The following is a 13,066-nucleotide window of genomic DNA, read 5'->3' as shown; positions in this document are numbered from 1 at the left end:
GCTATCGCCCCGTTCCGGCGTAGACGGTGGCCTCTTCTTCGCCACCGAGATCGAATGCCGCGTGGAGCACGCGGACGGCCTCGTCGAGTTCGGTGTCGCGGCACAGCACCGAGATCCGGATCTCCGAGGTGGAGATCAGTTCGATGTTGATGCCGGCCTTCGACAGCGCTTCACAGAACGTCGCTGTGACACCCGGATGCGATTTCATCCCGGCACCGACGAGCGACACCTTGCCGATGAGGTCGTCGTAAAGGATGGAGCTGAAACCGATTTCGTCCTTGAGGGCTGTCAGCTTTTCGACTGCCAGCGGACCGACCTCTTTCGGGCACGTGAAGGTGATGTCGGTCTTGCCGGTCTCGACCTTGGAGACGTTCTGCAGCACCATGTCGATGTTGATCTCGGCATCGGCGACCGCACGGAACACCTTTGCGGCGAAGCCGGGCTTGTCATCGAGGCCGACAACGGTCACCTTGGCTTCGCTGCGGTCGTGGGCAACGCCGGTGAGGATGGCTTCTTCCACGGGAATGTCCTCCATCGATCCCGACACCATGGTGCCGGGTTTGTTTGAGTACGACGAGCGCACATGAACGGGAACGTTGTAGCGGCGGGCGTATTCCACGCAGCGCAGCATCAGGACCTTCGCGCCACAGGCAGCCATTTCGAGCATCTCCTCGAAGGAGACGGTGTCGAGGTGCTTGGCGTTCGGAACGATCCGGGGGTCGGCGGTGTAAATGCCGTCGACGTCGGTGTAGATCTCGCAGACGTCGGCATTGAGCGCGGCGGCCAGGGCAACCGCTGTGGTGTCGGAACCACCGCGACCGAGTGTGGTGATGTCCTTTGTATCTTGCGAGACACCCTGAAAACCGGCGACGAGCACGATCTTGCCCTCGTCGAGTGCCGAGCGGACGCGCCCCGGCGTGACGTCGATGATCTTCGCGTTGCCGTGGCTGCTGGTGGTGATCACACCGGCCTGAGACCCGGTGAACGACTGCGCCTCGGCGCCCAGAGAGCTGATCGCCATCGCCACCAGGGCGTTGGAGATCCGCTCACCCGATGTGAGCAGCATGTCCATTTCCCGCGGTGGCGGTGATGGGCACACCTGCTCCGCCAGATCGAGGAGTTCATCGGTGGTGTCACCCATCGCAGAGACGACAACGACGACGTCATTGCCAGCTTTGCGCGTCGCGACGATGCGCTCCGCCACCCGGCGAATCCGTTCGGCGTCGCCCACTGACGAGCCACCGTACTTCTGCACGACCAGAGCCACGCAGTTTCCTTTCTCTCGCTTGCATCAAGCTGCCTAAATTCGGGCAGCGGGGAACGGCACGAACCGTCGACCGCCTCGTGCAAGGATAGCGACCTGCATCTTCTCGTGCGCCGACGCATCGGACGCGGCCTCATTGCCGATGTATTGGCTCTCCCGGCACTAGGATCCGTGAGGTGCTCAGCCGATCGACACTTGAAACCGTCAGCGACCGGTTGTACAAGCACCGCAGCTGGATCGAACCGATCACGGCGTTCCTGGTTATCCGCCTGATCGGACTGCTGACTTTGCAGCGGTTCGATCACCTCCGCGACGGCCGCGGACTCGGGTCTGTCTTGTCCGCCTGGGATGGCAAATGGATGTTGGCCATCGCAGAGCACGGTTACGGTGGCGTTCCCCTCACCCAGACCGACGCACAGGGATTGCGAAACTCCGACACCCCGTACGCGTTCTTTCCCGGGTATCCGCTTCTGGCCGGTGCCGTCGACAAGATCCCCGGCTTCAGCCCGCTCGGTGCCGCACTCACCGTCAACGTGGTCCTCGGCGCGCTTGCCGCCGTCGGTGTGGCGCGGATCGGTGCCATCTGTTGTGAGCAGATGCAGAGTCGGCCGAGGCCCCCTCGCTGGATTCCGGCCCGCATCACCAACTGGTTCACCGAGGAGCTCGGCGACTCCGGCGGGACCCGCCTCTCGAAAGCCGATCCGGCGCGGGCAGGGCTGCTGCTCTCGGTGTTCTTCGCCGCGGCCCCGATGGGCATCGTGCTGTCGATGGCCTACACCGAGGCGCTGTTCTGCGCGCTGGCCGCGTGGGCGCTGGTCGGCGTCCTCCAGCAACGTTGGCTCCTGGCCGGAACCTGCACGATGATTGCCGGGCTCAGTCGTCCGACAGCTGTTGTGCTGATCGCTGTTGTCATCCTGGCGGCCGCACTGCGTCATCGCGACGGGTGGCGCGCCTGGGTCGCCATCGTGATCAGCCCGCTCGGATATCTGGCATATCTGGCGGTCGTATGGCACAAGACCGGCGAACCGCTGGGATGGTTCCGGATCCAGACCGAGGGTTGGAACACCGAGATCGACTACGGCAAAGCCGCCTTCGACTTCGTCAACTTCGCACTGGTGAACTCACCCGAGGTGGCCCCGGTGTTCACCGCCTGGATCATCGTCATCACGATCGCGTTGGCGATCTACAGCTTCATCGAACGGGTGCCCTGGCCGGTGTCGGTGTACGGCGCGCTGGTGGTGGTCTCGATCGTGGCATCCAGCGGACTGATGATGAGCCGGCCGCGACTTCTCCTACCCGCATTCGTCCTGCTCGTACCGGTGGCCATCGGACTCGCCAAACGGCGGACATCGACCCAGGTGATCGTCGTCATCATCATGGTCACATTCAGTTCCTGGTTCGGCGCACACATGCTCACCGTGTATCCACACGCCATGTGACGCCGCCCCACCGCCCAGCGTGCCAAACGGGCCGTCGAACGTGCCCTCGTTGCCGCCCAGTGCCACCGCCGAGCGTGCCCTCGTTGCCGCCCAGCGTGCCAAACGGGCCGTCGAACGTGCCCAAGTTGTTGGCGACCGCGAGCGCGACGACATCGTCGGCACACTCGGCGGTCTTAAAGGCACGGTCGGCGGTGGCTTCGGCACGCTCGGCGGTAACGAGGGCACGGTCGAGGGGATCAGCGGAGGCGGTGTGCCCTTGCCTCGAAGCCGTCGCAGAGTGCTTCGACGCCTTGATCGAGTAGGTACCTCGGATCGTTCAACTGCGGATTGCCCGTCCCGACGAGTTCGACCAGGTGCGGCGGGGGCACTCCGTCGGGCTTGCCGGCCAGCAGCCGTGTCAATCCGCTCTGGCCTTCGCTGTCGTCGTCGGCGCGGTCGTGCAACAGCCGCTCCGCGACAACGCCCAGCACGGTGCCGGCGATGTGATTCCAGAGCGACAACGCCATTTCGGTCGCGTCGGCGGTGGTGACTTTCAACTCCATGAAGCCCTCGGTCAGCCAGTCGAGGCAGTTCAGACTCTGAGGCCCCATGCTGGTGCGGGGGGAAGCGAATGCCAGCAGCACCCAGGGGTGTCGCTGGTACAGCGTCCAGTCGACTTCGGCTGCGATCTTGGCTCGCTCCCGCCAGGTCGCATCACCGGCCGGCGGGTACGGAAACCGCACGCCGATCTCATTCGACATGGCCATGAGCAGGGCATCTTTGTCGGAGACGTGCCGGTAGAGCGACATCGTCCCGACGCCGAGCCGGTCGGCGATCTTGCGCATCGTGACCGCGCCGAAGCCGTCGACATCGGCGAGTTCGATGGCGGTGTTGACCACTGCGGCACGGGTCAGTTTGTTCCCCTCGGAGCCCCGTTCGGGTGCGGCATCAGTCATCGGGCAGACCTCCTTTGCTCATTCGTTGTCCGGGATCGACGAGAGCGCCGGAATAAACGCTTTGCGTACAACGTACCCATATGCGTACGTTGTACCCAATAGCATCGACCAGGAGTAGTGCAGTGAGCATCATCGACCGACCGGCCAACAGCGGATCCGGGGCGAAAGAACATCGCTCTGGCCGCCGGGCATGGCTCGGACTGGCCGTCCTCACCCTCCCTGTCTTCCTGGTCTCGATGGACTTCTCGGTCCTGTACCTCGCCATCCCGACCCTGAGTGCCGAATTGGCCCCATCAGCGGCCGAACAACTCTGGATCGTCGACATCTACGGCTTCCTGATCGCGGGCCTGCTCATCACGATGGGCAACCTCGGCGATCGTTTCGGCCGGCGCCGGCTTCTCCTGATCGGCGCGACGCTGTTCGGTGTCGCGTCCGTCCTCGCAGCCTTTGCACCGGACGCCTCGGCATTGATCGCCGCGCGCGCCATCATGGGTATCGGCGGCGCAACCCTGCTCCCGTCGAGCCTGTCGCTGATCGGCAACATGTTCCCCGACGTTGTGACCCGGGCCAAGGCTATCGGCGTCTGGACGGCTGCCTTCGCCGGCGGTTCAGCACTGGGACCGGTCATCGGCGGCGTTCTGCTGCACCACTTCTGGTGGGGTTCGGTGTTCCTCATCAACGTTCCGGTCCTACTGGTCCTGCTGGTTCTCGCACCGCGTCTGGTCCCGGAATATCGTTCCGGCATCACCGATCCGTTCGACGTACTCGGTATCGCGCTGTCGATGCTCGGCATCCTGCCACTGGTGTACGCGATCAAACATGGTGCGGCAGAAGGCCTCGACACCACCACGCTAACCTTTGCGGCGATCGGAATCGTCGGCATGTGGCTGTTCATCCGCCACGAACGCCGCACCCCGTTCCCGCTGCTGGAGCTGAAACTGTTTGGCAACGCGCGTTTCTCGGCAGCGATCGGCAGCGCACTGACGGGCATGATGACGCTCGGCGCATTGAGCTACCTCACCGGCATCTACCTGCAGTCCGTCCTCGGACGAGACGTGATGACAGCCGCCCTCCTCGGCCTGCCGATGGCCATCGCCGTTGCCGCCTTCTCGATGAGCGCCTCCCGGATCGCGGCATACGTCTCGGTGCGCTGGGCGTTTGTCCTGGGCATGGTGTTCGCCGCCGCCGGAAACGCAGGTATGATCTTCCTCGGCGTCGACCAGGGTGTCGGGGTGTACCTGGTCAGTTCGGCGATCGCCGGCATCGGTTACGGCATGATCTTCTCGCTGGTGTCCGACGTCGCGGTGTCGTCGGTGCCGGTCGAACGGAGCGGTGCGGCCGTGGGCATCTCCGAAACCAGTTTCGAGTTGGGGACCGCGTTCGGCCTCGCCATCCTCGGTTCGGTGGCAACGATGGTGTTCCGCAAGAACACCGAAGGGTCCGGGGCCCAGGAAACGTTGTCGGAGACGCTCCATCACGCACAGGACCTCGACCCGGCCGCGCAGAGCACATTGGCCGATACCGCGCGCGACGCGTTTGTCGACGGCCTGCACGTCACGGCCACCGTCAACGTGGCACTCTTGGCTGCGATGGCCGTCATCGTCGCGGTCTTGCTGCGCACCCGGACGTCGGTCAAGCAACCGGCCCAGTAAGCCAAAAGGGCTCCACCACAAGGCGTTGCCCCCAAAGGAGTTTCACCGTGCCCTTACACCCGATCCTGTCCGGGCGGTGGAGCGCCCGCGGCTACGACGCGACCGCCACGATCTCCGGCGAACACCTCGGCGACATTCTCGAGGCCGGTCGATGGGCGCCCACCGGCGGCGGCAACCAGCCGGTCCGTTTTGTGGTCGGGGTGCGCGGCGACAACACCTTCGACGGGCTTGTCGACGGCCTCAAGCGCGGCAACCAATCCTGGGCGCCGGCCGCGGCGGCGCTGATCCTGTTGTGCACCGCCGACGTTCCGGACGAACCGAAGATGCAGGACTACGCAACCATGGACGTCGGTCTCGCGGCCTCGCAGATGATCACGCAAGCACAGGTCGACGGCTGGAATGCTCATCCGATGGGCGGGTTCCGGGCCGAGGCGATGATCGAGAGATTTGCGATACCGCCCGGCCGTCGACCACTTCTCATGGTGGCCATCGGCAGGCTCTCCGACCCGGCCTCGCTGACACCCGAGATCGCAGAACGTGACAGCCGCGAGCGCACCCGGTTGCCGCTGCACCAGGTCGCCTTCAGCGACTCGTGGGGCAGTTCATACACGTCAGAGCCCTGACGAGACCCACTTTGGAGTTCGCGAACGACGGGAGTAGAGTCGCAAACATGCAGCGCGTGCTCCTTCTCCTCTGCCGCGGCGGGGTCTGATCCAGACCGGCTTCCCGTCGCGGGTTTTGTGACGCGCCGGTCTTGCCCCACCAACCCGGAGATTGACCAATGCCTGCCGCAGATGCTTTCACTTCCAATGCCAGCCGAATCGTAGAACCGGCCGGACCCATTCCCGCTGATCAGCCCGCTTGGAACCCCCAGCGCAATTCAGCGATGCCCGCGCACCGATATCGTTCGTTCGCCGACGAGGTCGAGACCATTTCGCTCCCCGACCGCACCTGGCCCGACAAGGTCATCGACCGTGCACCGATGTGGTGCGCCGTGGATCTCCGCGACGGCAACCAGGCGCTGATCGACCCGATGAGCCCGGCCCGCAAGCGCCGCATGTTCGACCTGCTGGTGCGGATGGGTTACAAGGAGATCGAGGTCGGCTTCCCCTCGGCCAGCCAGACCGACTACGACTTCGTCCGCGAGATCATCGAAGACGGCGCCATCCCTGCCGACGTCACGATCCAGGTGCTGACGCAGAGCCGTCCCGAGCTCATCGAGCGCACCTTCGATTCCTGCCGCGGTGCCGCGAATGTGATTGTGCACTTTTACAATTCGACGTCTGTCCTGCAGCGTCGAGTGGTCTTCCGGGCCGACAAGGAGGCGATCAAGAAAATCGCCACCGACGCCGCCCACAAGGCCCGCGCCGAAGAGCTGAAGTACCCGGACACCAACTGGCGGTACGAGTACTCACCGGAGTCGTACACCGGCACCGAGCTCTCGTTTGCCAAAGAGGTCTGCGACGCGGTCACCGAGGTCATCGATCCCACACCGCAGAAGCCGATCATCCTCAACCTGCCGGCCACCGTCGAGATGGCGACACCCAATGTGTACGCCGACTCGATCGAGTGGATGCACCGCAACCTGGCCCGCCGCGATTCGGTCATCCTGAGTCTGCACCCGCACAACGATCGCGGAACCGGCGTCGCCGCAGCAGAACTGGGCTTCCAGGCCGGCGCCGACCGGATCGAGGGTTGCCTGTTCGGTAACGGCGAGCGCACCGGCAATGTCTGCCTGGTGACCCTGGGCATGAACCTCTTCAGCCGCGGCATCGACCCGCAGATCAACTTCTCCGACATCGACGAGATCCGCCGGACAGTTGAGTACTGCAACCAGCTGGGCGTGCACGAACGGCACCCGTACGGCGGCGACCTGGTATACACGGCTTTCTCCGGAAGCCATCAGGACGCCATCAACAAGGGCCTGGATCAGATGAAGATCGACGCGGACGCAGCAGATTCCGACGTCGACGACATCCTCTGGGCGGTTCCGTACCTGCCGATCGACCCGAAGGACGTGGGGCGCAGCTACGAGGCCGTCATCCGCGTGAACAGCCAGTCCGGCAAGGGCGGCGTCACCTACATCATGAAGGCCGACCACGGCCTGCAGCTGCCCCGGCGCCTGCAGATCGAGTTCAGCCGTGAGATCCAGAAGATCACCGACGGCGAGGGTGGCGAAGTGTCGCCCAAGGAGATGTGGGACGTCTTCGCCGCGGAATACCTGCAGCCGATCCGTCCGCTCGAGCGCATGAAGCAACGAGTCGACGCGGCCGAGATCGACGGTGGGGAAGACCAGATCACCGCAACGGTCAAGATCGACGGCAAGGAGAAGGAGATCTCCGGTACCGGCAACGGGCCGCTGGCCGCGTTCGTCGATGCCCTGTCGACCGTCGGTTACCCGATCCAGGTCCTGGATTACTCGGAGCATGCACTCACCTCGGGTGACGATTCGAACGCCGCCGCATATGTAGAGGTCGAGATCAACGGTGAGACCGTGTGGGGCTGCGGGATCGCGCCATCGATCACCACTGCGTCACTGCGGGCCGTGGTCTCCGCCGTGAACCGTGCAGCGCGCGCCGCCAGCGAGGGCGACGCTCCCGAGGCCGGCGAACAGGCACCTCGGACCTGGGCACCCTAGTGGCGGATCGATCCTCGAAGTGACACAACCGACCTGGTCGGCCCCGGTGCGTTTTGCCGAGGCCGACCAGCAAGGCATCGTATTCAACGCGCACTACCTGACTTATTGCGATGAGGCCATGGGCGCGTTCTGCGCGTCCCGCGGACTCGATTCTTTTGCGGAGCGGGTGCGGCTGAAGAGTTCCACTCTGACCTGGGATGCCCCGGTGCGCCACGGCGACGTCGTCGATGTGTACGCGTCGTGCACTCGGATCGGGACGACCAGCTTGACGGTGAGTTTCCAGGTGAAGGTCGCAGGCAAGCTGTGTTGCGCGGTCGACACCGTCTACGTGTTGATCGGCGATTCCGGTGCACCCCAGCCGATTCCAGCGGAGACAGTCAAGATCCTGCGGTGAATCCCCCTGGGAGAGATAAGCTTTCGATGGCGCCTGCCTCGGCAACCAGTGCGCTCACCAGCTGACGGACGGCGCCGCGATCCTGCGCCCCCGGGCGACTGAGCGCCTCGTACACCCGGGCCGCCCGCACTCCGGTGAGCACGAGCCGGATCACATTGGGGTCGCAGACAGAATAGCGGGGTATCAACGCTATCCCGTGGCCGCGTGCCACCAGCGCCTCGATGGTCCGAAAGTCGTTGATACGGTGTGTCACCCGGGGCTGCACACCGGTGACGGCAGCCAGCGACAGCAGGACGTCGTCGATCGGGAACCCGTCGCGCACACTGATCCAGTCCTCGTCGGCGAGTTCACCGAGGGTGACGTCGGTGCGCCCGGCATGGCGATGATTGGCACCGACCACCAGATCGATGGGTTCGCGCATCACGAAGGTCGCGGCCACCCGGGCCGAGACGACCTGCGGTGCCCGCTCGTCACGATGCGTCAGGACTACGTCGGAGTCCGACAACAACGCCGGGGCCTCCTGATAGCGCACGTCTTCGTCACGTGAGATCAGTGCGATCCCGGCCTCGCTCATCCGCTCCATGAGTCCTGGCAGGAGCACCGCGGCACCCGAGGGGAACATTGCGATCCGCACGGAACCGACCGCATCGTCGCGGTAGGACGCCATCTCCTCGGCCGCCCGATCGACTGCGGAGACAACCTCATCTGCCCGCAACACCAGGGCCCGACCAGCATCGGTGAGTCGCACTCGGCGTCCGTCCTGCTCGAGCAACGCAATGCCCGCCTCTTTGCCGAGGACCTTGAGCTGCTGCGACACCGCCGACGGTGTCATGTTCAACGCCTGCGCGACGGCACCGATCGTGCCGCGGTCGGCAAACTCTCGCAGTATCCGTAAACGCTGCAAGTCCATACCCGTCACACTAACGGCGATGGATCACCATTCGCCCACCGCGCCGTGGTGAATACGCGACGCCCCGTCCGTGCCAGCGTTCTGGGCGGGCATCGGTGCCGACGATCTCGAACTCCCGCAGGCACTCGCGCAGCACCACGTCCATCTCCATGTTCGCGAACGCCGCACCGATACAGCGCCTCGTGCCACCCCCGAACGGCAGCCACGCGGCCGACGGCCGGTTGCCCACAAACCGCCCGGGATCGAAGATCGCCGGATTCCGGAACTGGTCGCTGTCGTCGTGCATCAGTGAGATGGCGACGAGAATGGTGCTGCCCTTGGGAATTCGCCACTGACCCAGTTCATACATCGACGACAGCACATGCCGGCCGGCGAAGTCGATCACGGGGCGGCTGCGCTGCACTTCCAGGATGGTCGCCTGGCGCAGTTCGGAACCACCCTGGTCGACCTCGGCTGCCAAGCGCGCCAACAACTCCGGGTGCCGACTGAGTCGTTCAAACGCCCAGGCCAGCGTGTTGGCGGTGGTCTCGTGTCCGGCGGCGAGCAGGGTCGCCAGTTCGTCGGCAACCTCCTTGGTTGTCATCGCCGAGCCGTCGTCGTACGAACTCTGCAACATCAATGCCATGATGTCCGTGCGATTTTCGAGGTTCGGGTCCCGCCGGGCCGTGGCAACCATGTCCTCGATGATCGCGTCGTACTCGGTCCGCAGTCGACGGTGCCGGGCCCAGGGCCCGATCGGCCCTTTCTGCACGGAGTCGGGAATCGTCGCACACCGGGACCCGGTTTCGACCATCGGCGGAATCACCCGGCGGAGGGAGTCGAAGTACTCTCCCTGCGCGCCGAAGACGGTCCGCAGGATCACATTCAGCGTGACCCGCATCATCGGTTCGACCGTCGCGAACTTCTTCCCCACCGGCCAGGTTGCGGCTTCCCTCGCGAATTCCTCGGCCACGATCTGCTCGTAGACCTTGATTGCCTTGCCGTGCAATGGAGGTGTCAGTAGTTTGCGCCGGTCGCGATGCTCGTCGCCTTCCAGAGAGAACATCGAGCCTTCGCCCAGTACCCGGCTGAGATTCGGCTGGATGTTGCACAGGACGTCCGAGGGTGTCGTGAACACCTGCTTGGCCAATTGCGGATCGGCAACCACCACAGACGTCCCGAATACCGGAATGTTGAGGGTGAACACCGAACCAAAACGCTTGGCCGCCATGGCCATTGTCTGCTTTCTGGCGATCATGAACGGCAAACCCTGCAGCGCACGTGGCAACGGAACGCGGGGTGGGAGATCGGGCACTTCGGCGCGATCGTGTTCGACGGTTGCCTGATGTCTGACTGCACTCATGCCGAACCACTCCCCGCCAGTGTTCTGAGTCACTCGATCAATCCCGACGGTACGCTGACGTACCACGCATCACAAGGGGTTGCGGCGTCGTATCGTGGCGGTGTGCCGAACCCCGCCCCGACCCCGGCCCCGACGCGCCCGCCAGGCAACAGCGAGTTCCGACTCCGGCTTCTCGAAGCGCTCGGCGAGTCCATCGTCGAACGCGGATACCGCGCAACGACGGTCGCCGACATCGTGCGGCACGCAAAGACCTCGCGGCGAACCTTCTACCAAGAGTTCGCATCGAAAGAGAGTTGCTTCGTCGAACTGCTGCACGTCACCAACGACCAGAGCATCGAGGCCATTGTGGCCGCGGTGGATCCCGATGCCGATTGGGCCGATCAGATCCGTCAGGCCATCGGCGCCTACGTCCGGTCGATGGATTCGCACCCGGCGATGACGCTGTGCTGGATCCGCGAACTGCCCGCACTCGGCGAAGGCGCGCGCCCGGTCCAGCAGCAAGCCATCAACGACTTCGTCCACACCCTCGTCACCCTCACCGACACGCCCCAGATGCGGGCCGCGGGTATCGACCCGGTGACCACAGAAATGGCCATCATGCTGCTCGGTGGCCTCCACGAGCTGACCGCAAACGCGGTCGAGAACGGTCGCCCCGTCGCCGACATCGAAGACACCGCATTGCGGGCGTGCTTTGCACTGCTAGGTCCCTCATAGTAAGAGACTCATTGCTGAACCAGCAAGGAACATTGCCAAGATGCGACGCCTCCGGGAACACTGAAGACCATGAATGAAGCAGATTGGGACGCCCGGTACACACGCACTGACCGCGTCTGGAGCAACAACCCGAACCACGCACTCGAAGGCGAACTCACTGACCTCACTCCCGGCACCGCACTCGATGTCGGGTGTGGCGAAGGCGCCGATGCACGCTGGCTGGCCGATCGCGGATGGAAGGTGACCGCTGTCGACATCTCGTCCGCCGCGCTCGCCCGGGCGAAGGAGCTGAACGATCACCCGTCGATCAGCTGGACGCATGCTGATCCGGTTCAGAATCCGCCGGAGCCATCAACCTTCGATCTGGTGTCGATGCACTACTTCCCGCTGGTTCGCACCCCCGGCGACGTCGCCGCCCGAGCGTTCGTCGGAGCCGTCGCTCCAGGCGGCACCCTGTTCGTGGTCAGTCACGATATGACCGAGGATCACATCAGGAAGCACGCGCAATCACATCCGGGAGATCCGGACTTCAACCCGCTCGACTACTACACCTCCCACGAGTTCGCGGCGTTCCTCGGCGACAACTGGAAGGTCCTCGTCGACCGGACACAACCGCGTCGCGTCGATCCGTCGTCGGCCGGATTTGGCCATGTCAACGACACCGTGCTGCGGGCGGTGCGGATCGCCTGAGCAAAGGTGAAGTTCTTCTACATTATCGATCCACAATAATTAGATTGAACTGAACTGTTGTTGCCGTGAACATAGACGAGTGACTACTCGCGACCGCATGCTTGGCCTGACCGTGGTGCTGCTGTGGGGACTGAATTTCATTGCGATCCACGCCGGACTCGAACACTTCCCACCGCTGTTCTTCGCCGCCCTGCGCTTTGCCGTGATGGCCGTGCCGGTGATCTTGTTCGTCCCACGTCCGAACGTTCCGTTGCGATGGCTGCTGCTCTACGGAATCGGTTTCGGCACAGTCCAATTCGCGTTCCTGTTCCTCGCGATGGACCAGGGGATGCCCACCGGGCTCGCGTCGCTGGTCCTGCAGTCGTCGGCGCCGTTCACCGTGCTGCTCTGCGTGCTGCTGCTCGGCGAGAAGATGAACCGGCGTCAAGTGATCGGCATCAGTGTTGCGATCGCCGGCATGGTCGTCATCGGCGCCGATCGGGCCACCCACGGCGCCAGCGCTGCTCTGCTGCCGGTGCTGCTGACCCTCGTCGCCGGACTCGGCTGGGCGTTCGGCAACATCGGTTCGCGTCTGGCACGCCCGGACAACGCCCTGCACATGACGCTGTGGATGTGCGTGATCCCGCCGATTCCGCTGTACGTGCTCAGCCTGGCGGTCGAAGGACCGGCAGCCGGATTCGACGCGATCGCCACCGTGGGTTCACACACCGGCCTTGTCGCACTCGCCGGTCTGGCGTATGTGATCGTCCTCGGAACCGCGGCCGGCTCGGGGCTGTGGACGTATCTGATGTCCCGATACCCCGCATCCCGGGTCGCACCGTTTTCCCTGCTGGTGCCGGTTGTCGGGATCACGGCCGCCTGGATGTTCCTCGGCGAAACACCGAGTCCCTGGGAAATTATCGGTGGCGCCATCGTGATCATCGGCTGCTTTGCCGGGTTGACTGCGCGGCGCACCCCCGTGCCGGCGATCGTCGGCCCGCCGGTGGAGGACCGAGTCCCCGCCTGACGCGCGTGACATTTACGGCACGTTCGACGGTCCGTTCGGCACGGTCGGCGGCGGTCCCGGCGGGGGTCCCGTCCAGCGTGCC

General features: G+C 64.5%; 12 protein-coding genes. 8 read left to right on the top strand and 4 right to left on the bottom strand.

What is annotated here, in order from left to right:
• Window position 1: 1 nt before the first annotated feature.
• On the bottom strand, window positions 2-1,267 hold the full coding sequence (locus H290_RS0110290) for an aspartate kinase (protein ID WP_020106715.1): 1,266 nt from the start codon (window positions 1,265-1,267) through the stop codon (window positions 2-4).
• A 173-nt stretch (window positions 1,268-1,440) separates the two neighbouring features.
• Here H290_RS0110290 and H290_RS0110285 point away from each other — a divergent pair, with 173 nt between their 5' ends.
• Complete coding sequence (locus tag H290_RS0110285; protein WP_020106714.1) at window positions 1,441-2,703, top strand: hypothetical protein; 1,263 nt, start codon at window positions 1,441-1,443, stop codon at window positions 2,701-2,703.
• Window positions 2,704-2,939: 236 nt separating this feature from the next.
• Here the strand turns inward: H290_RS0110285 and H290_RS0110280 are convergent, their stop codons facing one another.
• Window positions 2,940-3,638, bottom strand: a complete 699-nt coding sequence (locus H290_RS0110280; RefSeq protein WP_020106713.1) for a TetR/AcrR family transcriptional regulator — start codon at window positions 3,636-3,638, stop codon at window positions 2,940-2,942.
• Between the two features lie 122 nt (window positions 3,639-3,760).
• Between H290_RS0110280 and H290_RS0110275 the strand changes: the two genes are divergently transcribed.
• The 4 genes from H290_RS0110275 (at window position 3,761) to H290_RS0110260 (ending at window position 8,322) form a co-directional block, all read left to right on the top strand.
• Window positions 3,761-5,290 carry an MFS transporter gene (locus H290_RS0110275; protein WP_020106712.1) on the top strand — a complete coding sequence of 510 codons (1,530 nt, stop codon included), beginning with the start codon at window positions 3,761-3,763 and terminating at the stop codon, window positions 5,288-5,290.
• Window positions 5,291-5,337: 47 nt separating this feature from the next.
• Window positions 5,338-5,913: a nitroreductase family protein gene (locus H290_RS0110270; protein ID WP_020106711.1), complete on the top strand. Its 576-nt coding sequence runs from the start codon at window positions 5,338-5,340 to the stop codon at window positions 5,911-5,913.
• Between the two features lie 158 nt (window positions 5,914-6,071).
• Window positions 6,072-7,928 carry a 2-isopropylmalate synthase gene (leuA, locus tag H290_RS0110265; RefSeq protein WP_028463019.1) on the top strand — a complete coding sequence of 619 codons (1,857 nt, stop codon included), beginning with the start codon at window positions 6,072-6,074 and terminating at the stop codon, window positions 7,926-7,928.
• Between the two features lie 19 nt (window positions 7,929-7,947).
• The gene (locus H290_RS0110260) at window positions 7,948-8,322 is read left to right on the top strand and encodes a thioesterase family protein (RefSeq protein WP_020106709.1); all 375 of its coding nucleotides are present in this window, start codon (window positions 7,948-7,950) and stop codon (window positions 8,320-8,322) included.
• Here the strand turns inward: H290_RS0110260 and H290_RS28295 are convergent.
• Both H290_RS28295 and H290_RS0110250 read right to left on the bottom strand, forming a co-directional pair.
• Window positions 8,306-9,232, bottom strand: a complete 927-nt coding sequence (locus tag H290_RS28295; RefSeq protein ID WP_020106708.1) for a LysR family transcriptional regulator — start codon at window positions 9,230-9,232, stop codon at window positions 8,306-8,308. The genes H290_RS0110260 and H290_RS28295 overlap by 17 nt on opposite strands.
• A 10-nt stretch (window positions 9,233-9,242) precedes the next feature.
• Window positions 9,243-10,574 carry a cytochrome P450 gene (locus H290_RS0110250; protein WP_020106707.1) on the bottom strand — a complete coding sequence of 444 codons (1,332 nt, stop codon included), beginning with the start codon at window positions 10,572-10,574 and terminating at the stop codon, window positions 9,243-9,245.
• Here H290_RS0110250 and H290_RS0110245 point away from each other — a divergent pair.
• From H290_RS0110245 to H290_RS28290, 3 genes are all read left to right on the top strand, one after another.
• Window positions 10,557-11,288: a TetR family transcriptional regulator gene (locus tag H290_RS0110245; protein ID WP_020106706.1), complete on the top strand. Its 732-nt coding sequence runs from the start codon at window positions 10,557-10,559 to the stop codon at window positions 11,286-11,288. The genes H290_RS0110250 and H290_RS0110245 overlap by 18 nt on opposite strands.
• A gap of 69 nt (window positions 11,289-11,357) precedes the next feature.
• On the top strand, window positions 11,358-11,978 hold the full coding sequence (locus tag H290_RS0110240) for a bifunctional 2-polyprenyl-6-hydroxyphenol methylase/3-demethylubiquinol 3-O-methyltransferase UbiG (protein WP_020106705.1): 621 nt from the start codon (window positions 11,358-11,360) through the stop codon (window positions 11,976-11,978).
• A gap of 79 nt (window positions 11,979-12,057) precedes the next feature.
• Complete coding sequence (locus H290_RS28290; RefSeq protein ID WP_081631545.1) at window positions 12,058-12,984, top strand: EamA family transporter; 927 nt, start codon at window positions 12,058-12,060, stop codon at window positions 12,982-12,984.
• Window positions 12,985-13,066 lie beyond the last annotated feature (82 nt).

The organism is Nocardia sp. 348MFTsu5.1, assembly GCF_000383535.1.
In the GTDB taxonomy this organism is placed as follows: domain Bacteria; phylum Actinomycetota; class Actinomycetes; order Mycobacteriales; family Mycobacteriaceae; genus Williamsia; species Williamsia faeni.
Note: the sequence above shows the minus strand (reverse complement) of the source record. Positions and strands in the feature narration are given on the sequence as shown.

Excerpts from the sequence above, each read along its gene's own strand:
- H290_RS0110280 (WP_020106713.1), bottom strand. The coding sequence starts at position 3,638 with ATGACTGATGCCGCACCCGAACGGGGCTCCGAGGGGAACAAACTGACC.
- leuA (WP_028463019.1), top strand. The coding sequence starts at position 6,072 with ATGCCTGCCGCAGATGCTTTCACTTCCAATGCCAGCCGAATCGTAGAA.
- H290_RS28295 (WP_020106708.1), bottom strand. The coding sequence starts at position 9,232 with ATGGACTTGCAGCGTTTACGGATACTGCGAGAGTTTGCCGACCGCGGC.
- H290_RS0110245 (WP_020106706.1), top strand. The coding sequence starts at position 10,557 with ATGTCTGACTGCACTCATGCCGAACCACTCCCCGCCAGTGTTCTGAGT.
- H290_RS0110250 (WP_020106707.1), bottom strand. The coding sequence starts at position 10,574 with ATGAGTGCAGTCAGACATCAGGCAACCGTCGAACACGATCGCGCCGAA.
- H290_RS0110240 (WP_020106705.1), top strand. The coding sequence starts at position 11,358 with ATGAATGAAGCAGATTGGGACGCCCGGTACACACGCACTGACCGCGTC.